The sequence below is a fragment of the Thermatribacter velox genome, assembly GCF_038396615.1.
GTDB classification, from domain to species: domain Bacteria; phylum Atribacterota; class Atribacteria; order Atribacterales; family Thermatribacteraceae; genus Thermatribacter; species Thermatribacter velox.
In genome coordinates, this window is record NZ_CP121689.1 from 1176783 (window position 1) to 1197881 (window position 21099).

Annotated in this window: 23 protein-coding genes; 14 read left to right on the forward strand and 9 right to left on the reverse strand. The window is 44.2% G+C overall.

Annotated features, from left to right (window positions below; all coding sequences use genetic code 11):
* Nucleotides 1-207: 207 nt before the first annotated feature.
* The 3 genes from QBE54_RS05855 to QBE54_RS05865 form a co-directional block, all read right to left on the reverse strand.
* Nucleotides 208-1689, reverse strand: coding sequence for an ISLre2 family transposase (locus QBE54_RS05855; RefSeq protein ID WP_369017268.1), 1482 nt, complete (start codon nt 1687-1689; stop codon nt 208-210).
* A gap of 319 nt (nt 1690-2008) precedes the next feature.
* Nucleotides 2009-2362: a UPF0236 family transposase-like protein gene (locus tag QBE54_RS05860; protein ID WP_369017269.1), complete on the reverse strand. Its 354-nt coding sequence runs from the start codon at nt 2360-2362 to the stop codon at nt 2009-2011.
* A 209-nt stretch (nt 2363-2571) separates the two neighbouring features.
* Complete coding sequence (locus tag QBE54_RS05865; RefSeq protein WP_369017270.1) at nt 2572-3522, reverse strand: endonuclease NucS domain-containing protein; 951 nt, start codon at nt 3520-3522, stop codon at nt 2572-2574.
* Between the two features lie 657 nt (nt 3523-4179).
* Between QBE54_RS05865 and QBE54_RS05870 the strand changes: the two genes are divergently transcribed.
* The 4 genes from QBE54_RS05870 to QBE54_RS05885 all read left to right on the forward strand — a co-directional run bounded on the left by QBE54_RS05870 (nt 4180) and on the right by QBE54_RS05885 (nt 7001).
* Nucleotides 4180-4362, forward strand: coding sequence for a MarR family transcriptional regulator (locus QBE54_RS05870; RefSeq protein ID WP_369017271.1), 183 nt, complete (start codon nt 4180-4182; stop codon nt 4360-4362).
* A 219-nt stretch (nt 4363-4581) separates the two neighbouring features.
* Complete coding sequence (locus QBE54_RS05875; protein ID WP_369017272.1) at nt 4582-5445, forward strand: TIGR00341 family protein; 864 nt, start codon at nt 4582-4584, stop codon at nt 5443-5445.
* Between the two features lie 75 nt (nt 5446-5520).
* On the forward strand, nt 5521-6003 hold the full coding sequence (locus QBE54_RS05880; protein WP_369017273.1) for an MGMT family protein: 483 nt from the start codon (nt 5521-5523) through the stop codon (nt 6001-6003).
* 149 nt (nt 6004-6152) lie between these two features.
* Nucleotides 6153-7001 (forward strand): DUF6544 family protein, encoded by an 849-nt coding sequence (locus QBE54_RS05885; protein WP_369017274.1) that lies wholly within the window; start codon nt 6153-6155, stop codon nt 6999-7001.
* A 50-nt stretch (nt 7002-7051) separates the two neighbouring features.
* Here the strand turns inward: QBE54_RS05885 and QBE54_RS05890 are convergent, their stop codons facing one another.
* From QBE54_RS05890 to QBE54_RS05905, 4 genes are all read right to left on the reverse strand, one after another.
* Nucleotides 7052-7867: a GGDEF domain-containing protein gene (locus QBE54_RS05890; RefSeq protein ID WP_369017275.1), complete on the reverse strand. Its 816-nt coding sequence runs from the start codon at nt 7865-7867 to the stop codon at nt 7052-7054.
* 38 nt (nt 7868-7905) lie between these two features.
* Nucleotides 7906-8064 (reverse strand): hypothetical protein, encoded by a 159-nt coding sequence (locus QBE54_RS05895; protein WP_369017276.1) that lies wholly within the window; start codon nt 8062-8064, stop codon nt 7906-7908.
* A gap of 14 nt (nt 8065-8078) precedes the next feature.
* Nucleotides 8079-9269 (reverse strand): uroporphyrinogen decarboxylase family protein, encoded by a 1191-nt coding sequence (locus QBE54_RS05900; RefSeq protein WP_369017277.1) that lies wholly within the window; start codon nt 9267-9269, stop codon nt 8079-8081.
* 95 nt (nt 9270-9364) lie between these two features.
* Nucleotides 9365-10915, reverse strand: a complete 1551-nt coding sequence (locus QBE54_RS05905) for an MFS transporter (protein ID WP_369017278.1) — start codon at nt 10913-10915, stop codon at nt 9365-9367.
* Nucleotides 10916-11101: 186 nt separating this feature from the next.
* On the opposite strand from QBE54_RS05905, the gene QBE54_RS05910 reads away from it, so the two are divergent.
* The 6 genes from QBE54_RS05910 to QBE54_RS05935 all read left to right on the forward strand — a co-directional run bounded on the left by QBE54_RS05910 (nt 11102) and on the right by QBE54_RS05935 (nt 15981).
* Nucleotides 11102-12226: an ABC transporter substrate-binding protein gene (locus QBE54_RS05910; RefSeq protein ID WP_369017279.1), complete on the forward strand. Its 1125-nt coding sequence runs from the start codon at nt 11102-11104 to the stop codon at nt 12224-12226.
* 79 nt (nt 12227-12305) lie between these two features.
* On the forward strand, nt 12306-13199 hold the full coding sequence (locus QBE54_RS05915; RefSeq protein WP_369017280.1) for a branched-chain amino acid ABC transporter permease: 894 nt from the start codon (nt 12306-12308) through the stop codon (nt 13197-13199).
* A gap of 2 nt (nt 13200-13201) precedes the next feature.
* Nucleotides 13202-14257 (forward strand): branched-chain amino acid ABC transporter permease, encoded by a 1056-nt coding sequence (locus tag QBE54_RS05920; RefSeq protein WP_369017281.1) that lies wholly within the window; start codon nt 13202-13204, stop codon nt 14255-14257.
* Nucleotides 14254-15030, forward strand: coding sequence for an ABC transporter ATP-binding protein (locus tag QBE54_RS05925; protein WP_369017282.1), 777 nt, complete (start codon nt 14254-14256; stop codon nt 15028-15030). Before QBE54_RS05920 ends, QBE54_RS05925 begins: the two co-directional genes overlap by 4 nt.
* A 1-nt stretch (nt 15031) precedes the next feature.
* Nucleotides 15032-15757, forward strand: coding sequence for an ABC transporter ATP-binding protein (locus QBE54_RS05930; RefSeq protein WP_369017283.1), 726 nt, complete (start codon nt 15032-15034; stop codon nt 15755-15757).
* A 17-nt stretch (nt 15758-15774) separates the two neighbouring features.
* Nucleotides 15775-15981: a hypothetical protein gene (locus tag QBE54_RS05935; RefSeq protein ID WP_369017284.1), complete on the forward strand. Its 207-nt coding sequence runs from the start codon at nt 15775-15777 to the stop codon at nt 15979-15981.
* A gap of 13 nt (nt 15982-15994) precedes the next feature.
* On the opposite strand, the gene QBE54_RS05940 is transcribed toward QBE54_RS05935, so the two are convergent.
* Both QBE54_RS05940 and QBE54_RS05945 read right to left on the reverse strand, forming a co-directional pair.
* Entirely contained in the window at nt 15995-16540 is a 546-nt protein-coding gene (locus QBE54_RS05940) for a hypothetical protein (RefSeq protein ID WP_369017285.1), read from the reverse strand.
* A gap of 27 nt (nt 16541-16567) precedes the next feature.
* On the reverse strand, nt 16568-17800 hold the full coding sequence (locus QBE54_RS05945; protein ID WP_369017286.1) for a TolB family protein: 1233 nt from the start codon (nt 17798-17800) through the stop codon (nt 16568-16570).
* Nucleotides 17801-17896: 96 nt separating this feature from the next.
* On the opposite strand from QBE54_RS05945, the gene QBE54_RS05950 reads away from it, so the two are divergent.
* Genes QBE54_RS05950 through QBE54_RS05965 form a run of 4 tightly spaced genes read left to right on the forward strand, consistent with a single transcriptional unit; the run spans nt 17897 to nt 21094 of the window.
* On the forward strand, nt 17897-18817 hold the full coding sequence (locus QBE54_RS05950; RefSeq protein ID WP_369017287.1) for a cytidylate kinase family protein: 921 nt from the start codon (nt 17897-17899) through the stop codon (nt 18815-18817).
* Entirely contained in the window at nt 18810-19379 is a 570-nt protein-coding gene (gene hpt / locus QBE54_RS05955) for a hypoxanthine phosphoribosyltransferase (protein ID WP_369017288.1), read from the forward strand. Before QBE54_RS05950 ends, hpt begins: the two co-directional genes overlap by 8 nt.
* A gap of 4 nt (nt 19380-19383) precedes the next feature.
* Nucleotides 19384-20454, forward strand: coding sequence for a histidinol-phosphate transaminase (gene hisC, locus QBE54_RS05960; RefSeq protein WP_369017289.1), 1071 nt, complete (start codon nt 19384-19386; stop codon nt 20452-20454).
* Nucleotides 20447-21094 carry an HAD family hydrolase gene (locus QBE54_RS05965; protein ID WP_369017290.1) on the forward strand — a complete coding sequence of 216 codons (648 nt, stop codon included), beginning with the start codon at nt 20447-20449 and terminating at the stop codon, nt 21092-21094. The genes hisC and QBE54_RS05965 overlap by 8 nt, the downstream gene beginning before the upstream one ends.
* Nucleotides 21095-21099: the final 5 nt, after the last annotated feature.

The window sequence follows — 21099 nt, forward strand, 5'->3', positions numbered from 1 at the left end:
TCACTTGCTTTTAAATTGTGCTAATCCATTTAAAAATCTCTCAATTTCCTCTTTCCTTTTGAAATAGCCGGCCAAAGTACGCGGTGCACCTTTCCAGGGTTGATAGTGTCAACTTATTGTAGGAGTATTTTTTAAAATTCTCTTCCTTCCTAACTTTGTTGAGCATGGTTCTTTCTTTAACCTCACCATCCAAAAAGTATTGTCTTTTTATATCACAGGAATCCAAGACATCTCCTGGGTTAAAGCTTTGATAGTCAGGCGCAGAGTATCTACTGGCCCTTTCATAACTGGGATGTTGCCATAAACTTCCTGAATAACCTGCTTTCCTTTTTCTTTCTCTTTTTGGATGTTCTCAGGAGAAAGAGTGAAAGCAGGTAATTCCTGTTTATGAGTTCTCAAGTAGAAATCCCTGATAGAACACCGGTTGAACTTCAAGGCTCTCAGATAGCTCATGTGATCTGCTCCCTTCTTTCCCCAACCCATAGGACGATGTGATAAGCGAGCAGAGAGAACATGACTCACATGACCTTCAGCACTGACGGCAAGGTGGAGTTCTTTATAGCGCTTGGAGTTTAGGATTCCTTCCCAGTTGTTCTTAAGGTAGAGGAAGAGGTCTTCAAGCTTAGCTCTTTCTTGAGAGTCTCTGCTTTCAGAAAGAGCACGGAGGAGGATTGCTTGCACCTTTTCCCAGGAACCTTCTTCCAGAGCTTTCCAGACTTTCTTTTCAAGGAAAGTATTATGATGAAGAGCAGCTTGCAAGCGTTTCACCAGGTGAAAGCGGTCTAGTACAAAGAGGGATTTGGGAAGGATTTCCAGTCCTTTCTTAATCCAGGAAGCTCCATCTCCACCGAGAAAGATACAGTTCACCTTATCCAGGTCATAGTGTTCTTCTAAGTAGTCAAGGACTTCATAGAAGAGGTTTTCGGTATCCTGATAGAGACCAGCAAAGTAATGGGAATTTTTGAGCTGAACTCTCCCGGAATTGGGGTTTTCCTTTCCCTCATGGACATAGACCAACTTGGCCAAGAGCCTTTTCTTCTTTCTCTTCTTTCTTTCTCCTGTTTGATTGGTACTCTTCTTCCTTTTTCTCTGCCAGGAGACATGGTCCTCATCAGCTTCGATGAAAAGATACTGACAGCACTTTTTCTGGATGGTCTCCTTCCCCTGGTCAAGGAGAGCTTCTTCTCCTACTTCTTCTTTCTTCAGGTTATGAACCAGTCTCTTTACCACCTCCGGACTCACTGTTACTTCCTGATGTTTAGGCAGGATTTCTCTTCCAGCTTTCTGGTAGGAGCAATCAGTGGCTTTCTCTAAAATCAGAGCTTCCAGCAAGGGGTCAATTCTTCTTCTCTTTTTGAACCCAGCCTGCTCATCCAGCAGGTGCAGGTATTCCCCAGTAGATTTATTCCGGTAGTAGGTCCTTTGATAGCTAACATCCCCAAACAGGGTGAGGATGGTTCTGGAATTGTTCTTGCGTACCACTTCCCAGGTTAACCTTCTCTCTCTTTCTTTCCAGATTTCCTGATCTCTGGCTTCAAGCACTGCTTTTAAGATATCCTTTCCCATACCATTCATGACTTCCCAGAGCTTCTCCTCAAATTCCTGGAAGTTCATTCCCTCTTCCAGAGAATGGAGTGATATTTCCATTACCCTCTGGAATCCTTTCAAAATTTGCTGTACTATATTCATAAGACCTCACCTCCATGAGTGTTTGTTTACACAAACAAGATTTATACCATACTCTGGATGGTGAGGTCTTTCTTTTTTCTAAAAACCCTACAATAAATTTACACTAACTAGGGATATTTTTTAAAACTCTCTCCATTTCGTGATTTACTTTCTTTTCCCGCACTCATCCAGATTGCAGTCTTTCATATCACAGGAATCCAGGATATATCCTGGGTCAGGGCTTTGAGGGTCATACGCAGAGCACTCACCGGTTCTCGCATCACCGGGATGTTGTTCGAGATTTCCCGAAAGACTGCTCTTCCTTTCTCCTTTTCTTGCTTTATGGTTTCAGGAGAAAGGGTGAAGGGGGGAGCTTCTTTCCTGGTTTCCGCTTCTTCTCCGGAATCTCTTCTTCCTTCTTTTCATCTTTCCTCAAATTATGGACCAGCCTCTTCACCACCTCAGGACTGACAATACATTCCTGATTTTGGGGAAGGATTTCCCTCCCCGCTTTCTGGTAGGAGAGCTCTGTGGTCTTCTTAAGAACCAGGGCTTCCAGGAGAGGATCGATCCTTCTCTTCTTCCTGAAAGCAATCTGGTCATCCAGAAGGTGCAGGTATTCTCTGGTGCCTTTGTGCTTGTAGTAGGTTCTCCTGTAGGTGACATCCCCAAAAAGGGTGAGGATGGTGTTCATGGTCTACCATAGCTTCTCCTCAAACTCCTGGAAATCCATACTCTTCTCCAGGAAATGGAGGGATAATTCCAGAATCCTCTGGAACCCCTTGAAGATTTGCTGTACCATATTCACAGAACCTCACCTCCAGAGTATCCCTTTGGTTGTTTCCAACAAGACTTATACCACGTACTCTGGATGGTGAGGTTTGTTCTTTCGGGTTGGAACACCTACAATAAATTTACACTAACCCAGGGTTCGTATTCTTTACAATTTGGCGGGAGAATTTGCATAATATCCTCTGTTTTTGCGTGAAGATATTCAGCCAACCTATCAATATATACTTGAAATCGCAATCCTTGCTGTGGGTCACTATCTCCTGGAATAATACTAAAAATAGTAAGTCGACTTTCTTTAACAATTCCGATAAACGCTATCGTGCTTCTGGTAGTTCCTTTTTGGTCGAAAAGGGGCATTAACCCACTAACAAGTAGTTTATAGAATTCGCCAACGCCGTTAGATTCCGCAATTTCTTCCAATTCCTCATAAGTTAGAGGAGGTTTTCTCTTTGAAATAGATTTAGTCTGAGTTCTATACTCAATTTGGCTTGGTTCAATCAAGAACACTCTTGCTAAAAATTCCTTGCCTTTATCATTACGAAAGTAGTGGAAGGTTGCAGCATTTATCCCAACTCCATAAGTGTTTGAAAGGTATTCAATAATCCTTTCCGTGCTACTGTCTATTTCGGATGCAACTATAATCATCTTATGATGCTCATTTAAGATTTCCGGCAATTCTTCACCAAATCTTTCTTTAAACGCCTTTTCTAACGGTCCTCTATCGCCAAGATACCTATTTGCTATTTCGCTAATTTTCTCGTTTGACAAGTCTTTAACCCATGAAGCGTAATCCAGTACTTGAGCGATTACTTCTCGTGGAGTCTTGTCGCGCTTTAACTCAACGATAACAACATCTCCGTTGTAATCCAAACATAAAAGATCAACAACTCCGCCAAAATCTGTTTCTACTTGTCGCCCAATTACTAACAAGTCAGTTGAAATTACAGAAATATCTTTTTCAAGCCAATCTTCAATACGTTCTTCCATTTCCAATTTGGATTTTTTAATCTCTCTCAAGGTATTCCCATCTTGTATTTCCCAAACTTTAACATCTTGGGGCATATTATTCCCTCCATAATCTTATTGCTGTTTGACCAATTTCACCCAACCCATCCATATCCGCATTGCGGATATAACCCCCCGTTTGGAATGATGCCAGCACTATATACCTCTGGGTGAAATCATGATTCCTCTTCATTATACTATCTAAGTTAGTTTTCACGTTTGCAGGGGTGACTTTAGCGTTTAAGCTTGCATCGTGTAGAGACATCTAACACGATGTTTTTGCTTCTAAGGCGACACGTTTTGCGTAAGGCGAAATAAAAATGTAATGAGTTCCGCGAAATACTTTGCTTGTGGGTCAAACATGGATTTTGGGTGGGCGGAAGAAGAGTTCATTTTTTGGGGCGAGAACACGCAATTTTAGAAGGATGGAGTTGAAGTTCAACAAAAGTTGCTTTGAAAAACCTCGCTGAGGGTTATGCAAATATAGAAAAGGATGATGGAAGCGGAGCTGGAGGTAAAATTAAAGCTTGATAATGGCAAGCAAGAAGAAGTGATAACTTATGTTGTGGATCCGAAGCAAGTTAGAGAGGGATACAAAGAATGCGTGCAATAATGTAAACTGTTAATCGTGAGAAAGTAATTTGACGGACATATCATTTTAAAACTCGAAGGATATCCGTCGTCTCATAAAATTTGTAAAGGAGGCGCTGTTCGGTGCAGGAGAAAGAAAAGGCAGTTCTTGACTTCATGAAAAACCATGGGAAACCGGTAAGACCTGGAGATATTTCCAAAGCCACAGGCATTGATAGCAAGGAAGTGAGCGCCATAATCAAAAAATTGAAGGAGGAAGGAAAAATTTATTCGCCAAAAAGGTGCTACTATGCACCACAGGAATAAGCTTTAATCCCCTTTGATTTATCCTGATTTCAGGTGTTAATGACTGAGGATTAAAAAGGGAGGCTGTTATTTGAATTTAGGAGGCTTTTTCTGTGCGTAACAATCGATGAAAAGGTAACTGTTAGAGCCCGGAAAGAGGACTTTCCAGACCTCTCCAGAATAAAATCTCTCTTTAAGGATGCCGTTTGTTTTTTAGAGGAAAGCAACGGAGCAGTGCAGATGGTGTTTTATGTACCAGATGAGGAACTCAACAAACTGGTTGATACCCTGCAGGAATCCATGGACCTCCGTTACAAACAGGTGTTGCTTGAAGTATCGTCTCCCGATTTTGTGGTTTCTTCGTTTCTCAAAAAAGCAGAAAAGAAATTTAAAACGGAAGAAGAGACACCCGTTGAAAAACTCATTGACGAGACCAAGCGCTATATCAAGCTGGATTACAGCAAAATAATTCTCACTTCAATTGCTGGGATAATAGCTCTCACCGGTCTTTTTATGAACAATGTTACCGTTATTATTGGAGCGATGCTCCTTTCTCCTTTGCTGGGGCCAATATATGCATTTGCGGTGAACACTGCAGTTGGAAAAATTAAGTATGCATTTAGAAGTCTGGCAAATCTGCTGGTTTTAGTGTTGATAGCCATTCTTTTTTCCTGTTTGATAACCCTGGTAATTTCTGCTTTCGCGAACCTTGCTTTGACTCCCGAGATTCTTACCAGAATGGATTCAAGTTATATCAATATTTTTACAGCTATACTTCTTGGTTTTGCCTCGATGTTTGCTTTTTCTAAGGGGATACCAGAAAGCACTGCTGGTGTTGCTATCGCTGCGGCGTTGTTACCTCCTGCGGTGGTAGTGGGAATAATGCTGGTTAAGAATTTTTGGGAAACTCTAAGTCCTCTCATCCTGATGTTTGAAAACATAGTTGGACTCATGGTGGGAGGCCTTGTAGCAACCCTGGTTTTAAACATAGGGCCACGCAGGTATTACGAGAAGGTAGTAGCGAAGAAATTTATAGCCAGGACTTTGTGGTTTCTGGTTTCCCTGATAGTGATATTGTTTTTCCTCTCCACATTCAGTAAATAGAGTAGTTACGGGTGCTGATTTCTTTTTAAAGCAGAATGCGTTATACTGCTTCTTTGATGTGCAAGGGGGAAGTCTATGATTAAAAAGCGAAAGTCTTGGCGGGAAAAGCTCACCGACAAGAAAGACCTTCCCAAAATAGTGCGGGTTAGCAGTAAAGTAGCCGTCCGCTGGGGCGTGCGGCCTGGCGATACCATGGTAATACCCTCACCACTGGAAGTTGATGAGGTGATGCGAAAAGTCCCTCCGGGGAAAGTAATAACCATCAACCAGATCAGGCAGTTCCTTGCTAAAAAGCATGGGGTGACTATTGCCTGCCCGATAACCACCGGGATTTTCGCCTGGATTGCTGCTCATGCTTCTGAAGAGGCGAAAAACGAAGGGGAAGAAAATACCACTCCTTACTGGAGGACCCTCAAAGCGAACGGTGAGATAAATCCTAAGTATCCTGGAGGGGTGGAACACCAGAAAAGGCTTCTTGAGAGCGAAGGGCACCAGGTGATAAAGAAAGGTCAAAAATATCTGGTAGCCGATTATAAAGAGAGCCTGTTTGAAATCTAAAGCTAAGTAGGCGAATTGCTTTTCAATCCGGCCCCGAAAGCTGCAAGAGAGCGAAGGGGTTTGAGCTGGCACACTATACGACGCAGAGAGCCCGGTTTGTTTGCCTGGAACTCTGGTGCACACTGGCGAAGAAAAAAGGTGGGATAAATTTGATAAAAATTATTCTGGCTATCACAGGTATAGCGCTCATTTCCTTATTTGTTCTTTCTTTGGTGGGCAGTTTTTTCTTTAAAAGGGGAGTAGTTAGCGAAGTGCAAGGATTATTCGGGCAGAAAAGAACTGAAAAAACAGAAATAGTAACCGAAAAAGACCTGGAGGGGCTGCCTGAACCTGTTCAAAGGTGGTTGAGACAAACAAATATAGTGGGCAGGAAAAAGATATTTGCAGTGAGGTTGAAGCAAAGAGGGTTAATAAGGACCACGGAAGAGCAACCCTGGATGTCTGCTCGGGCGGAGCAGTATTTCACGGTAGATAACCCGGGATTCCTGTGGAAAGTGAGAGTCAAAGTCAATCCCTTTTTATTCCTGGTGGGTAGAGACAAATATTTCAAGGGGAAAGGCAACATGCTTATCAAGTTACTTGCTTTTATAAACGTTGTTAATGCGCAGGGCAGAGAGATAGACCAGGGTACAATGTTGCGCTACCTTGGTGAAATAGTATGGTTTCCAAGTGCAGCCTTGAATGATTATGTTGAGTGGCAGGCAATTGATGATCGCTCAGCCAGGGCAATCATGACTTACGGTGGAATAACAGCTCAAGCAGTATTCAGTTTTAATGAAAACGGTGATGTCGTCGGGTTTTCTTGCAAAAGATATATGACCAGGAACGGGCGTTATAGCTTGGAAGACTACTCAGCGAAGCTGGAAGCCCATAAAGAGTTTGAAGGCATCAGGGTTCCCACAAAAGGTGAAGTAAGCTGGAAGCTGGAAAGTGGAGACTTTACCTATTACAAACTCGAAATAACGGATCTTGAGTATAACCAGCCTGTCGCTTTTTAATCTTTTAAAGACTTTCAGGAAGTGGTATAGGCTCCTAAACCTTGCAAAACTCAAACAGTTTGCTTGGCTTTTTTCTCTTCATACATATTTTTATCGGCGGCTGTTAGTGCTTCTTCAGGGTTGCGAACTTCTCTTAAATTGCTTGTGCCGTAAGAGAAGGAAACCTTCAAAGGGTAGAGAAAAGCATCTTCACCGACTCTTCTGCGTAAGCGCTCTATAATTGCCTGGGTGTCTTTCAAGGTTGTATCCGGAAAAATAACGATGAATTCATCTCCTCCGTAACGGAAGGCAAGGTCTTTGGTGCGTATTTCCTGGCGGAGGAGGGAAGCCAGTCTCTTTAAAACATCGTCTCCCATCTGATGACCATAATGGTCGTTTACTCTTTTTAGGCCGTCAAGGTCCAGCAGGACCAGGCAAGCGTTCTGTTTTATACGTGCGTATTCCTGGAGTTTTGTCCGGAGATAGTGGCGGTTGTAAAGTCCAGTTAAAGAGTCCAGATGGGCTTGTTTCATTAAAAGGGGGAGAAATCTTGAAAACACCCTGAAAATGAAGACGATACCCAGGGCACCGGGCGGGTAAATGGTGAGGTGTGCAGCCAGTGGCGGAAAGTCACGCACCACACTCCAGATGCCTATCCAAAAAGAAAGGGCAATCAATCCCATTCCGTGAGAAAGAAGTGGAATTCCGATAGGTAACGAACGCCAGAAGGTTAGCACGGTCACCACCAGGCAGGTTCCCAGGGTGGTCAGTTTCAGGATGCTTTCTCTGATGTAAGGCAAATCCAGAGGAAAGGCGACAACCGCCAGTAGCGCGGCTACGACAAAAAGGATAGCATACAAACATAAAATTCTCGTGCGCCAGGACATTTTTCTTTTAAGACCATCCTTTTGGTAAAAATCGACTTTTAAAAAGAGACCAGTACATGCCAAATAAAAAGCCAGGGCAAGTAATCAACTTCCTCCCATATCCTGCGAACCACTTCTTCGTCTCCCTGGATTTTTTCAGGAAGCATCTTGCGGAATTCTTCCCAGGGGAGAGTACTTCCTGCTTTGCGATTTTCCACTGCCATCCCTCCCTTTAATACTGACCATATTCTCTGGTGAAATCAGTCATTGCTTTGATATTCTCTATTTTGGCATCGTTCTGAATAATGGCTGAGGCGTCCATTATGTAGCCACCATCTCGTGCTACATTATCGATGATTTTCTTTATGCAGTCTCTAACTTCTTCGGGACTGCCAAAAGCAAGCAAATCATTAGGAACTCCACCACTGATACAGAAGCGGTCACCCAGAACCTGATGCACCTTAAAAATGTCTCCTCGGTCAACATGATAAATTATGCTTCCCGGTGGAAGCTCCTTAAAAGTTTCCAGATGATAGTCCCAGTTACCTTCAGCGTAGAAAAGTACCTGATGTCCTCGCTTCCATATTTCCTCAAGGATAGGCTTGAGGGTGGGCCAGAAAATGTTGGAAAAGTGCTCAGGGTTGATAAAAGGAACGCAACTGCGGTGCATCCAGATAGTTATGGGCAAGTTCTTTTCCGGGTCTGCTCCAGAAAGGGCCACCTCTAAAAGATGAGGCATCAGCGCTTCACAGGCCTTAAGAACTTTTTGAGGGCGTTCGTGAAGGTCGGTGACCAGCCCATAGTATCCTCGAAGTTTGTCAGCCAGAATATCCAGCGGCGCTTTGAGGATGCCGCTTATAGCTGGTACCACACCCAGCTCTTCGCGAAATTCTCGGGCCAGGTCAGAAAGGGCCTGGAAGTATTGCATCATAGCCATGCCGCCTCGCAGAAAAGCCAGATTGTGGTATTCGTCAATGGGTTCTCCCGGTGCTTTGACAAAGCGAGAAACTCTGGGAAACCACACATTGAGGAGATACCCTGTTGGGTCTTCTATCAGGGCATCGTACTCTTCGGGTTTCATAAAAGCTTCTTCTTCCGGAGGTTCTCGATATTGAAAGCCAGTTTCCGGGGGTATATCTATCCCGGGGATGCCGTAGTAGGTGATGCCCATTGCCTGGGTAAGACCTGTCCAAACATAAATCATGTTGGGCACCATAGCATCCCAGTCAAAGTCCCGAGCACATATTCGGCAAGCTTCAAAAGCCACTCTGTAATCGTGCGTTGCCTCTTGGATGCTGAAGCCAGCATATTTAGCTGTGAACTCGGCAACAAAAGGACGTATTGGTACCATGTCCGGCTTCTCGTTGCGCATGGCTTTCACATAGCGTTTGAGCCTGGTTTCATAAAGCTCCCGTGTGTTCATAAAGCCCTCCCACTCCCAGAATGTATTGTCGTATCACTTCTTATAAATTACTAAATAGAACCGGATATTACAATAGTGATAAGAGAAAAGAGTGTTTAACGCTTCCAGATACTGGTTGACCACTGCCAGATAAAGCGTAGTCCAGAGAGAGTGGAAAAGCTGCCCAGGCCTCTGCCAACTTCACCAAAGAGTTCCTGAAGAAGTATCCTGGAGCTAACCTCTCCTTCTTCTTTAACTTTCGGTAAAACCTTGCGTATTGCAAAAAATCCCAGTATGAAAGCGAAAAGGAAGAAAAAGTCCCAGCCTTCTATACTGAAAGGCTGAACCCCAAAATCTTTAAAAGGTGTTTTGAAAACCACACGAACCGAAAGCTCATAACTGGTGAAAAAATCTGCAAAGCTACCACCAATAACGGGAGCAACTCCAGCAGTGAAGGAGCTCAAGAGACTCATCATAGCGAGATAAGAAGTTCCCCTCTCCTGGGGGGCTAACTTCATGCCTATATTGTTTTGAGCCAGAGTTATGCCCGAAGAGGCCACCCCGCTTAAGCAGTGGATGATGAAAAGAATTGGCAGCGTTAACAGATGTTTCTGGGGGAGAGTGGTGAAGGTCCAGCCCAGGATGCAGAAAAGAAACAGGAAACCACAAACTTTAAGCACTGATTTGTTGTTCCAGCGGTCGGCAATGCGTCCCCATAATTCAAAAAAGAGCACGCTCGCTATCTGGTTGACAATGGAGAGTGCCATTACCATAGTTAGCTCCATGCCCAGCCTCTGCAGAAGATAAACGGTGAAAAAGGGTGCTGCCAGATTGACGGAAAAATTCCACAGGCTGGCAAAAAAGAGAAGAATCCTGAAGTTATCGTCCTTGAAGGGTTGCCTGAGGGAATCTATAAACGACAGAGTGATCCTTTCTGACTTAAGCAGAGGTTCGCTGGTTTTAGCAAGGAAAACGGTCCCCCATAAACCTGCTATAGTACCTGTTAGAAAAAGCAGCGGATACCCTGCAAAAGTTGAAAGCGGTGAAGTGAGAGCGGAGAAGTGTTTGCCCCAGAAGTCTATGTACCAACTCGCCAGAAAACTTAAGGCGATACCAACAGTAAAGGTTAGTTTAAGCCTTCTTCCAAAGAAAGCACCCATTGCTTTTTGAGGAATGAGGTCTCGCATCCAGGAGTTCCAACTACAGGCTGAAATGCCCGCCAACAGGTTGTGAAGAGCAAAGGCAAAAATGATTACTGAAAGAACGTTTTGCCTCAGAAAAGGAGAGAAAACAATAAAAAGAAGCATTGATCTACTAAGTAGTGAAAACACAACGCAAATAAGTCGGCGGTTGCGCAACCATTCCACAAGGTATATGGAGGGGATTTGTATCAAGTTAGCCAATGCAGGCAGTGCGGCCAATATACCGATAAAAGTATTACTGGCCTCAAAACGCAGAGCAAAAGCGGTGAGGAAAATGCCTCCCGTCAAAGTTGCCATAGCCTGGGATGCGATGCCGTCTTTAATAATATATTTAAAGCTGCGTTCCAGATCTTCTTGAGTGAGGTTCTCTTTGGGCTTAAAAGACGCAAAAGTCCTGATAAGATAATCTTTAACCACAAGGAAAGAAGCAGTGAATTTGCTCCACAGAAACTGAATCTTCAACAAGTTCACGGCCCCTTTCTCACTTGAGGAACCAGGTTAGCAAGCTTTCACCGGATTTTATTTTATAATGGAAAAGCGCCGAAGGATATATTCATACCTCTTTACATCGCTATTTGTTGACAAGCAAGCAATTATAGAGTAGCTTTTTGGTTAGCGTAGTTTAACAAAATTAAAAAGGAGGGTTAACGTATGAAGAAAGCTTTGTTCGCAACACTCCTGGCCCTGTTCCTGGCATTTTCAGTGGCTTTTGTTGGCGCTCAGGAGACCATACGTATTGGCGCTAACCTTGAGATGACCGGTGCTGTCGCAGCCTATGGCCAGATGATATGGGAAGGGATTAACCTGGTCAAGGAAATCGTTGGCGATGAAGTTCTGGGCAAAAAGGTGGAACTCGTTTTGGTGGACAACAAAAGTGATAAAGTAGAAGCCGCAAACGCAGCAACCCGTTTAATCGACAAGGAAAAAGTAGTGGCTATGATTGGACCAGCTATAAGTGGTAGCATGCTTGCTGTAGGTCCTATTTGCGAAGAAAAGCAGGTACCGGTTATTTCGGCAACTGCGACTAATCCTCTGGTGACTCAGGGGAAGAAATTCGTCTTCAGGGCCTGCTTTTTAGACCCCTACCAGGCTGCGGCTGCAGCACAGTTTGCCATTGAAGACCTCAACGCAACCACTGCAGCAATTCTTTCTGATGTAGCTCAGGACTACTGTGTTGCCCTGGGGAATTTCTTTAAAGAAGAATTCACCAAGCGAGGCGGAACCATCGTTTCTGAGCAGTACTGTAAAACCGGTGACCAGGACTTCTCTGCCCAGCTGACCACCATAATGAATGCGAATCCGGACATTTTGTACGTTCCTAACTATTACACTGAGATAGCTCTTATCTGCCGCCAGGCCAGAGATCTGGGTTTTGAGGGCATCATTCTTTCTGCTGATGGCGCGGATGCTCCAGAGCTTTTCAGTATTGGTGGTGACGCTGTGGAAGGGATTTATCATACCGCCATATGGGATGCCACCAAAGGTTTGAACGAGGTAGGGCAGAAGTACATCGATCTTTATCGCGAGAAATATGGAAAAGACCCCAATATGTTTGGAGCCCTGGGAGCAGATGCTTATCTGATTCTGCTTGATGCCATTAAGAGAGCGGGTAAGGCAGACCCGGTTGCTATTCGGGACGCAATAGAGGATACCGAGAATCTCGATGTGGTAACTGGAAAAGTGACCATAGAGAACGGTGACGCTGTGAAACCAGTGGTAGTGCGCAAGGTGGAAGGTGGACAGTTTAAGTTTGTCAAGACGGTAGTTCCGTACTAAAGCTCAGATTCCCGCACAAATACCAGGGGGTTGGGCAGAAGCTGGCCAACCCCCCTGCAAGCGATGAGGAAGATTGAAAATGACGGGTACAGTATTTTTGCAACAATTGATGAATGGGGTGTCTCTGGGAAGTCTTTATGCGCTTTTGGCTATAGGCTATACCCTGGTATATGGCATCTTGGGACTCATTAACTTTGCCCATAGCGATGTGTTCATGCTGGGAACCTATTTTGCTTTCTTCATGATGGTAATATTTATGCTCCCCTGGTGGTTGTCTATTATCATTGGGGTTGCGCTATGTGCACTGGTGGGGGTAAGCATAGAGAGAGTCGCCTATCGCCCGCTGCGCAACGCTCCACGCATATCAGCCTTGATAACCGCAGTGGGAGTTTCCTTTTTTATTGAGAATCTGGGGCTGGTTACAGTAGGTGCTCGACCCAAGGGCTTTCCAAGACCACCCTTGATGAAAAATATCTATATGCTTGCTGGAGCAAGGATTCAGGGAGTGACCTTCTGGGTGCCCCTTATCAGCGTCGCTATCTTGATACTTCTTTTTTACATTGTTTATAAGACTAAAATGGGCATGGCTATGCGAGCTGTGGCTAAAGACCTGGAAACAACAAGGCTCATGGGAGTAAATGTGGATAAAGTCATAATGTATACCTTTGCTTTAGGTTCAGCTCTGGCTGGGGCCGGAGGAATAATGTGGGCCTTTAAGTATCCTCAAATAAACCCTTTGATGGGTGTTTTCCCAGGGTGGAAAGCCTTCACAGCGGCAGTTGTAGGTGGCATAGGTAATGTGGTGGGTGCTATGATGGGAGGATTCATCATCGGAATATCTGAGATAATGATCGTGGCTTTCTTTCCCCATTTGAGCGGATATCGTGATGCTTTTGTGTTTACCATTTTAATCATCTTCTTACTCGTAAAACCTGGTGGCATAATGGGTGAAGCACAAAGGGAGAAAGTCTAAAGATGGAAAGAGATACCAGAATAAATCTTTTTTTGACGTTCTGTCTCTTTGGGCTGTTACTTTTGGGAATATGGCTTGCAGAAAACAACCTCAACAGTTATCTAATAAGAGTCTTCAACACTGCTTGCATTTACATAGTGGCTGCTTCAGCCTATAACCTTATAAATGGCATAACCGGTCAATTTTCGCTTGGCCCCAATGCGTTTATGGCTATAGGAGGATATACGGTAGCCCTCTTGATGTTACCAGTAGCCCAAAAACAGCAGGTTTATTTTTTGAAACCTCTTATCTGGCCTTTTAGCGCTTTTAGCTTTCCCCCTTATCTTTTTGTGGCGGCGCTTTTTATAGGTGGTTTACTTGCAGCTTTGTTTGCGCTTTTAATCGGTGTTCCTACCCTGAGGCTCAGAGGGGATTACCTGGCGATTGCAACTTTTGGGTTTGGGGAAATCGTGGTTGTCCTTGCTAATAACCTGATTCCTCTTACCAATGGAGCGCTGGGTATCAAAGGCATTCCTGAATATACTAATCTCTGGTGGACGGCAGGATGGGCTTTCTGGACGGTTTTTGTGATCAAAAGTTTGGTTAATTCCAGTTATGGAAGGGCCCTGAAGGCAATACGCGAAGACGAAATAGCTGCTGAGGCCATGGGGGTCAACCTCTTTCGCAGTAAGTTGATGGCTTTTGCCATCAGTGGATTTTTTGCGGGTGTTGCTGGTGGTCTCTTTGTAACGCTGATCAGTACTGTTTCGCCTACACTGTTTACCTTCACCATGACTTTCAACTTGCTTATAATAATTGTGTTGGGGGGACTGGGAAGTATCACTGGTTCTACAATAACCGCAGTAATTTTTGCTTTTATGCAGGAGTTACTGAGGGAAGTGGAAGCACCCCACACTATTGGTCCCTGGACATTCCCGGGTATACCGGGAATGCGCATGGTGGTTTTTGCTGCCTTGCTGGTAGTGCTGATGATTTTTTATCGAAGAGGGCTTTTTGGAAGCCGGGAGCTTTCCTGGCAAATGGTGATCGATTGGTTAAAAGGGAGACGAAGAGCATGAAGGAAGGTATGCCACTGCTTTCTTTGCAGGATTTGACCATAACTTTTGGAGGATTAACAGCTGTTGACAGTTTCTATCTCGATATATACCCTGGAGAGCTGGTCGGTCTAATCGGGCCGAATGGAGCGGGGAAAACTACTGTCTTCAATATGATATGCGGGCAGTATAGACCGACCAGAGGAAAAGTGTTGTTTGAGGGAAAAGATATAACTGGTATGAGTCCGGATCGAATAACAGCACTGGGCATTGCCAGGACTTTTCAGAATATCAGACTTTTTGGTAACTTGAGCGTTCTCGAAAATGTGCTGGTTTCTTTTCATGTGCGTATAAAAAGTTCCTTTATTGCGCCGATGCTCTCTTTGCCTGGTTACTGGCGGGAGGAAAAACAGATCAGGGCAGAAGCTATGAAACTTCTGGAAGCAGTCAATCTTCACAGATTAGCTCACGAGCAAGCCAGTGCGCTCCCATATGGACAGCAGAGGAGATTGGAAATTGCTCGGGCACTGGCTACTCGACCCAGGTTGCTCCTGCTTGACGAGCCTGCGGCAGGCATGAATCCTCAAGAAACGATAGGGTTGATGCGCTTTATCAAGCAAATTCTCAAGGACTTTAATCTTACCATCCTTCTCATTGAACACGATATGAAGGTGGTTATGGGGATTTGTGAGCGCATTGCTGTTCTGGACTTTGGAATTAAAATAGCGGAGGGAAGCCCTGAGGAAATCAAGAAAAACCCACGGGTGATCGAAGCCTACCTGGGAGCGGAAGCTTGAGATGAATAACAACAAAACGGTGCTCAAGATAGAAAATCTCCATGTTTTTTACGGTGGAATTCATGCTTTGAAGGGTATTAACATGGAAGTTGGAAAAGGTAAAATAGTGACCCTGATTGGGTCCAATGGTGCAGGGAAAAGCACCACTCTGCGGGCGATAACTGGCCTGGTGCGAGCTCGGGAGGGGAAAATTATATTCAATGGTCGGGAAATTACTCGTGAGGCAACACACCAGATAGTGGAAAGTGGTATTGCTATGGTTCCCGAAGGCCGGAGAATATTTCCCAACTTGACCGTCATCGAGAATCTTTTGCTGGGAAGCTTCACACGTAAAGACAAGAACGAAATCAAAAAGGATTTAGACTGGGTCTTTCAAATTTTCCCTCGCCTAAAGGAAAGAATTCATCAAAAAGGCGGCACCCTGAGCGGCGGGGAGCAGCAAATGCTCGCTGTTGCCCGTGCCTTAATGTCTCGTCCACGTTTGCTTATGATGGATGAGCCATCCCTGGGGCTTGCTCCTTTGCTGGTAAAAGAAATTTTTAGAATCATTCAGGAAATAAATAATCAGGGAACAACCATTTTGCTCATTGAGCAAAATGCAAGAGCAGCGCTTGAGGTAGCGGATTATGCCTATGTGCTCGAGACAGGATCTATAGTGCTTGAGGGAGAAGGTAGCACTTTGCTCAATAACGAGAAGATTAAAAAGGCCTATCTTGGTGAAGATTAGCAAAGGAGGAAGAGGTTATGGAAAAGAGAGAATACGCTGGTCTTGAAGGTAGCATGATCGAGAATATCCCCTTTGCAGAGAAAATTGCCAGATGGCCCTGGATTCAAGACAAACGGGTAAAGAAGAGATTTCTCAAAGAAGAAGAATTAAAACTTCTGGATAAAAACCTGACTTGTCTTCTTTGTGGACAGGTTCACGAAGGGGACTGTCCACAGAAGAGTTAGTGAGATACGCGGGCTAATAGCAAAAGCTGCTGGAACAGGAAGAAGTGTTTTTGCGAGAGGCAACCACGTTTCTTTTGTCTTTAAAGTAGGTAGCTATCGTTTTTTCTATTTCGGCAAAGGGCACCTCTCTCTCCCACTTACCAAGTACTCTGGCTGCAGGGCCAACCAAAAAACAGGTGGGGGTTTCCCAGACTCCCCACTTTGCTTTCAGGTCTGCAGGGACCAGGAACATCTCCGAGTTTACAGCCTTCGTGAGCTGGACAAGCTTTCTCCAATCACAATCAATGCACACGGGAAGTATTCGAACTTTATTTTCAAGTTGCAGTGACTGTACATTGTTTTTCAATTCCAGGAGGCGATAGAGGCATTCTAAGCACTCAGAGCTTATGAAAAGAAGCAAGGTAAACTCTTTCTCAAAATCAACGTCTATTTTTTCGCCTTTTAGAGAATAAGCCTCAAAAGGAATGGCTTTCCGAACTGAGGCTCCAGCCACGCTGGTTGAAATCAGGACCGTAATCAGAACTAATGTAATAATATTTGCAATTCTTTTATTATTCATTTTTTTAATCATACCATAAATTACCTATCAAAAGATAGGTACTGGAGTGAACAGAGGTGAAATTTCCAGTGCAAAAGATGAAGTTAAGCGATATAGTTTTCTGGAACTCCTTTCTAAAAGAAAAATGTCCCAGTTGTTTGATACTTTCTTTCCCGAAAACACAATCCATGCTCCATCTGGAGAAACAGCAGGGTGTGCCTTGAAGAAAGGGTCGAAAGTAAGCCTTTCTAAACTTTTCTCTATCAGGTTGAAAGAAAAGAGGTCGAAATCGCCATTACGTTCACCCACAAAAATTATCTCTTTACTATCAGCTGAAAAGACCGGGTCTGTAGCATTGCCTGGAAAGTCAAGTTCTTCTGTGGTATCTGAAAACACATCGCGGATTTGAATATGCCATTGTCCATCCTTGAGATAGGAAAGAGCTATTTTATCACCCCGGGAAGAAGCAGTGACTTTTCCCACTTTTCCTGGAATCTCCACTTCTTCAGAGAAGATTTTCTGCAATGCTCCATCCTGTTCCATAATAAAAATTTCATTTTCTCCGTTGCGGTCACTCAGGAAAATCAGACGTCCACTTTCACCAAGTGGATAGGGTGAGAAATCGTTGTAGCCTCCACAACTCAAAGGGAGAAAGTCTCCTTTTTCGAGATCCAATCTCCAGATCTCGCGGTAGCCGGCTCTCCGATGTACCAGGAAAAGAAAGCGGCCATCATGAGAAATGCTCAAGTCTTCCAGAGGTTTTAGAGAACCCGTTTTAATTGTTCTCTCTTTACCGCTTTTCAGATCTCGAGCTACCACGGAAAAGCAACCGTCTTCGCTCCTGATAAAAAGTATTTTGAAACTTTTGTGAAAGTTGAGAGCGTCCGTTATTCGTTGCTTAAGGGTTTTTAGCATTTCTTCTTTTTCGCTTAACGGACGAACCACGGAGAGGAGTTTATGGGAGTTGTCGGGAACCAGGACCTGAAAGAATAGTAAGGATTCCTTTTGATAACCCTGAAAGACTATGTTAAAGCCTTGCGGGAAAATTGTTTTTCCGGGAGAAAAAGGAAAATCTTTTTTGAACTCCACCTGGTCGAAAAATTTTTCCAGAAACTCAAAAAGAGGATAGAAATAACCTTCGTCAGTGGAGTCTACAAACAAAGCCCGCTCCAGCGCAAGAATTTCTGGGCCAGCACAGGCCAGCGCAAAAAATAAAACCAGCAAAAATCCACTTATTTTGAAAACCAAAAACCTTTCTTTTCTCTCGACAAGCCAGCTCATTCTGTTTATTCTATTTGAAAGTAAAGAGATTTACTCGACATTCCGAAAGTTCAATAAGCATAATATAAAATATTTTGCCAAAAGGGAGTTTGTGAATTGTCAAAAGGTAACCCTGAGCGAAATAGCAGGGTAAAAATCATTACCATCTCTCGGGAAGTGGAGAGCTGGGGTGATGAAATCGGGAATTACCTGGCCAGTGTTCTTTCCTTTCGTGTTGTGGATTCCAAAAACTTCCACGAACACCTTAAAAAATATTATCCCAATCTTCCTCCAGAACCACCTCCAGGAGAAAAAGAACGCAACATATGGCTGCGTAAAGCACGCTTTTGTTTTGAAAAAATAGCTCAGGAGAGCCCTTTGATAATTTTGGGTAGAGGGGGGCAAAAAATTTTTGAAAATCACCCCGATAGCTTCCACATACTGGTAGTAGCCAGTTTGCAGACCAGACTGCAAAGAGTTGTTCAAAAGTATTCTCAGGAAGAAACCATCGCTCTGCGCATTCTTCTTCAGCAGGATAAAAAGAGGGAACGTTTTTTACTCGAAAAGTTTGATGTGGAGTGGAAAAACCCTGCTCTGTACCACTTCACAATTAATACTTCTTTTTACTCAGTGGAAAAGGCTACTGAGCTCATACTGGAAGCCATTGAAAGCTTTCAAAGAGAAACCAGGTCCCAGCTTGGGTCACCGCCTCGCAAGCCAAGCATTTTTGCACATCCCTCCGAGGAGGAGTTTGCCAAACTGCTTGATTTCTACGGTATCAAGTGGCTGTACGAGCCCAAAACTTTTCCTCTGGAATGGGATGAGGAGGGGAATGTCGTCGAAGCCTTTACTCCCGATTTTTATCTTCCAGAGTTTAATACTTTTATCGAGTTAACCACACAGCGCCAGAAACTGGTGTGGAGGAAAAATAAAAAAGTCAGGAAATTTAGGGAACTCTATCCGGATCTCAAAATCAAAATCATCTATTCTCGGAATTTAGAGCATATTAGAAAGAAACTGGAGCTTGAAGATGAGTGAAGAAGAATTCCAGCTTGGAGAAGTGGTTTTTTCCAGTTCAGAAATAGAGAAAAAAATCACTGACTTGGCTCAAAGGCTTAATCAGGAGTATGCAGCTTCTCGACCGGTGCTGGTTTGTGTGCTTAAAGGAGCTGTTTTTTTTGCGGTAGACCTTTCTCGTAAGCTGAGCTTTGACTTCGACCTCGAGTTTATCGCACTTTCCAGGTTCCGGTCTGGAGCAGGAAAGGCGGTTATTGAAAAGGATGTAGAAACGGAATTGCGAAATAGAGAAGTGCTAATTGTTGAGGACATTGTGGATACCGGCTTGACTCTCCATTTTCTGATAAACACTTTCCGAAAGAGAACCTTGAAAGAAGTGCGAGTTTGTACCCTTCTGGATTGCCCTGCACGAAGGATAATAGATGTTGCTGTGGATTACGCATGCTTTGAAATACCGGATATATACGTTGTGGGGTATGGTCTGGATTTCAAGGGACGGTTCAGAAACCTGAACGAAATTAGAGTTCTCAAAGATCCCTATGGGAGAAGCACCCAGATTCTCAAGCAAATGGGAAAGGAGTGAAAGGATGTTAGCATTTCGAAAGGTTGTGGAGAAGATGGAAGGGTATGTTCCGGGAGAACAACCCCAGGAGAAAGGTTTTATAAAACTCAATACCAATGAAAACCCCTATCCACCTCCCCGAGAAGTGCTCAAAGCTCTTCAGGAGAAAGTTACCCCAGAACGCCTGGCTCTTTACCCTCCACCACTCAGTGACCAGTTACGCTTTAAGCTGTCTGAAGTGTATGGTGTCCCTCCCGATCAGATCATAGTCGGGAATGGGTCAGACGAACTCTTAAATATCATTTTCAGAGCCTTTCTGGGTTACCGATCCCGGGTTGCTTATCTCTACCCAACTTACACTCTTTACCGTACGTTGGCGACCATTCAAGAAGCGGACTATCTGGAAATACCTTTCCAGGGAGAGGATTTTCAACAGTTGCCTTCTCGCTTTCTGGCTGAAGAAGCTGACCTCAAAGTGGTTTGTAATCCTAATTCACCTACCGGGACTTTTATACCTATGGAGGAAATAGAGAAGCTTTTGCAGAGTTCCAGGTGTCCAGTGGTGCTGGATGAAGCCTATGTTGACTTTGCTGAAGAGAGCGCTCTGCCACTCTTACCCAAATATCCTCACTTGATTATTGTGCGAACACTGTCCAAGTCCTTTTCGCTGGCTGGTTTGAGAATCGGCTTCCTTTTTGCGCATTCAGAAGTTGTAAAGGGTCTTCTTAAGCTAAAGGATTCTTATAATGTGAACATTCTCTCTCAAATTGCTGGGGTTGCCGCTCTGGAGGGTTTGAACCAGGTTAAAGAGAATATTAGCAAGATTAAACGAACCCGGGAATGGTTCAGTCAGGCCCTGAAGAGCCTTGGTTTTCAGGTGCTTCCCTCTCAGGCCAACTTCGTGTTTGTGAGGAGCCGTTCTTATGAAAGCCTGGAAAAGGTCTACCAGGAGCTCAAAAGCCGTAAAATCCTGGTGCGCTTTTTCCCAGAATGGAAAGAATGGCTGCGCATTACCATAGGAAAAGACCAGGAGATGCAGATTTTGCTGGAAAACCTTAAGGAGATACTGGGTAAGGAGTGGAATCAGGGTGCTTAGACTTTTCATATGGGATCTCGATAATACCATTATTGCCAGTTCGGAGCTACTGTGGGGAGCTTTTTCATGGGTTGCCTACAAATATCTTGGTAAAAAGCTATCTCCCCGGGAAATTGTAGCCATGTATGGCCCCCCGGAAGGTGACATTGTGGAAAGGATGGTGGGCAAAGAATTAAAAGCTCAGGCACTTAAAGACTTTTATGACTTCTACCTGGCACACCATGATTCCAGGGTCAGAGTTTTCGAACCAGTGGTGGAGACTATACGATACTTAAAGCGGAAACATACGCTCCAGGCGCTGTTTACGTCCAAGGGTAGAAAGAGCGCTCAGATTACCCTTGAAAAAACGGGAATGTCCTCTCTTTTCCACGTTGTTGTTTGTGGTGATGAAGTGCTTCGTCCCAAGCCTTACCCTGATGGAGTGAGCAAAATACTGATTCGCCTTCGGGTTAACCCTCGGGAAACCATTTACTTTGGCGATTCCCCACTTGACTATAAAGCGGCGCGTATGGCAGGAGTTTTTTTCGGGATGACGCTTTGGGACGCGCTTTTTGAAACTTCCAGCTTAAAGCTAAAACCACGCCTCTGCTTTGAGCAACCAGTGGACTTGCAAAAGTGGGCTCGAAAAATGTATCCTTAAATGAG

Coding starts and splice junctions, on each gene's coding strand:
- QBE54_RS05855 (WP_369017268.1), bottom strand. CDS start 1,689: ATGAATATAGTACAGCAAATTTTGAAAGGATTCCAGAGGGTAATGGAA.
- QBE54_RS05935 (WP_369017284.1), top strand. CDS start 15,775: ATGGAAAAGAGAGAATACGCTGGTCTTGAAGGTAGCATGATCGAGAAT.
- QBE54_RS05900 (WP_369017277.1), bottom strand. CDS start 9,269: ATGAACACACGGGAGCTTTATGAAACCAGGCTCAAACGCTATGTGAAA.
- QBE54_RS05925 (WP_369017282.1), top strand. CDS start 14,254: ATGAAGGAAGGTATGCCACTGCTTTCTTTGCAGGATTTGACCATAACT.
- QBE54_RS05910 (WP_369017279.1), top strand. CDS start 11,102: ATGAAGAAAGCTTTGTTCGCAACACTCCTGGCCCTGTTCCTGGCATTT.
- QBE54_RS05930 (WP_369017283.1), top strand. CDS start 15,032: ATGAATAACAACAAAACGGTGCTCAAGATAGAAAATCTCCATGTTTTT.
- QBE54_RS05890 (WP_369017275.1), bottom strand. CDS start 7,867: ATGTCCTGGCGCACGAGAATTTTATGTTTGTATGCTATCCTTTTTGTC.
- QBE54_RS05865 (WP_369017270.1), bottom strand. CDS start 3,522: ATGCCCCAAGATGTTAAAGTTTGGGAAATACAAGATGGGAATACCTTG.
- QBE54_RS05940 (WP_369017285.1), bottom strand. CDS start 16,540: ATGAATAATAAAAGAATTGCAAATATTATTACATTAGTTCTGATTACG.
- QBE54_RS05875 (WP_369017272.1), top strand. CDS start 4,582: ATGGTGTTTTATGTACCAGATGAGGAACTCAACAAACTGGTTGATACC.
- QBE54_RS05860 (WP_369017269.1), bottom strand. CDS start 2,362: ATGAACACCATCCTCACCCTTTTTGGGGATGTCACCTACAGGAGAACC.
- QBE54_RS05945 (WP_369017286.1), bottom strand. CDS start 17,800: ATGAGCTGGCTTGTCGAGAGAAAAGAAAGGTTTTTGGTTTTCAAAATA.
- QBE54_RS05920 (WP_369017281.1), top strand. CDS start 13,202: ATGGAAAGAGATACCAGAATAAATCTTTTTTTGACGTTCTGTCTCTTT.
- hpt (WP_369017288.1), top strand. CDS start 18,810: ATGAGTGAAGAAGAATTCCAGCTTGGAGAAGTGGTTTTTTCCAGTTCA.
- QBE54_RS05915 (WP_369017280.1), top strand. CDS start 12,306: ATGACGGGTACAGTATTTTTGCAACAATTGATGAATGGGGTGTCTCTG.
- hisC (WP_369017289.1), top strand. CDS start 19,384: ATGTTAGCATTTCGAAAGGTTGTGGAGAAGATGGAAGGGTATGTTCCG.
- QBE54_RS05880 (WP_369017273.1), top strand. CDS start 5,521: ATGATTAAAAAGCGAAAGTCTTGGCGGGAAAAGCTCACCGACAAGAAA.